Source organism: Nitriliruptor sp. (assembly GCF_040882075.1).
In the GTDB taxonomy this organism is placed as follows: domain Bacteria; phylum Actinomycetota; class Nitriliruptoria; order Nitriliruptorales; family Nitriliruptoraceae; genus Nitriliruptor.
In genome coordinates this window covers 36,346-37,400 of sequence record NZ_JBBEBZ010000044.1, presented here as the reverse complement: position 1 = coordinate 37,400, position 1,055 = coordinate 36,346, and the positions used below count along the sequence as shown (strand labels likewise).

General features: G+C 74.6%; 1 protein-coding gene. It reads right to left on the bottom strand.

Going from position 1 to position 1,055, the window contains the following annotated elements; all coding sequences use genetic code 11:
• Positions 1-870, bottom strand: coding sequence for a hypothetical protein (locus WEB03_RS02385; protein WP_368069371.1), 870 nt, complete (start codon positions 868-870; stop codon positions 1-3).
• Positions 871-1,055: the final 185 nt, after the last annotated feature.

Genomic DNA, 1,055 nt, shown 5'->3' with positions numbered 1-1,055 from the left:
CTAGAAGAAGCGCACCTTGGCGGCGAACTCCACGGCCGGGGCCAGGATGACGGCGAGGTAGAACATCCCGGTCGACGCCTGGATGGAACGTCCCCCCTCGCGGGCGAGCTTGACGTTGAAGCCGGCGATCAGCGCGATGATCGCCAGCACGCCGAGCCCGAGGATGATGGTCATCGACCCGATCCGGAGGATCGGCGAGAAGGTCTGCGCGCACTGCTGGAAGGCGGCCCCGGCGGACAGGTCCGCGCAGGGAGCGGGGTTGCGGGCCGACAGCAGCACCGAGACCAGGCCGGCGCCGACCGCGGCGACGTTCACCCACGCGATCTGGACCATGTAGCGGTTGGTGAGCCGCCGCTCGACCAGGTACCAGTGGCCGAGGATCATCCCGACCCAGATCGCGCCCATCAGGATCGCCCCGGCGAGCAGCTCGCCCACACCGAGGACGACCTCACCGACGGGCAGCGCACCGTGGTCGCGCCCACCGCCCCCCGCGAGGCCCGCGCGGACCGCGGCCAGGGGGACGAACGATCCCAGGCCCGCGAGCGTGGCGAGGAGGCCCAGGACGCGAGCGGTGATCGGCGGGACCTTGACGACCAGCGCGACCACGGCGAGGGCGGTCAGGACGGTGAACGCGAGCAGCAGGGTGCGGGCGAGTTGGCCGTTGCCGAGCTGCCCGGTCCCATCGAGGGTGGAGATCGGCGCGCCGAACGCCGCCCAGGCGCCCCAGGCGATCAGGACGACCGTGGCCCCGGTGAGGATCTCGTAGCCGTGGCGGACCGCACCCCACGTCGGCGACGCCCAGACCAACGCCGAGCTGCCGACGGCGGTGGTGGCGAGCACGATCGCGAGCACGGCGGCGGGCGCGTCCACGCGGGCTCCTCGGGTCGGGAGGGTGCGGGACCCGGACGGTCCCGCCGGCCGGAGGGGCCGTCAGGCGCGCAGGGTGCCACGTGGGGCTGCGGACCGACCAACCGGGCCGGGACGGTGCCCCGCTGCGAGCACGGACGGCGACCGTCCGGGGCCGGCCCTCCGGTCCGCGACGCGGGGGGGGGGGG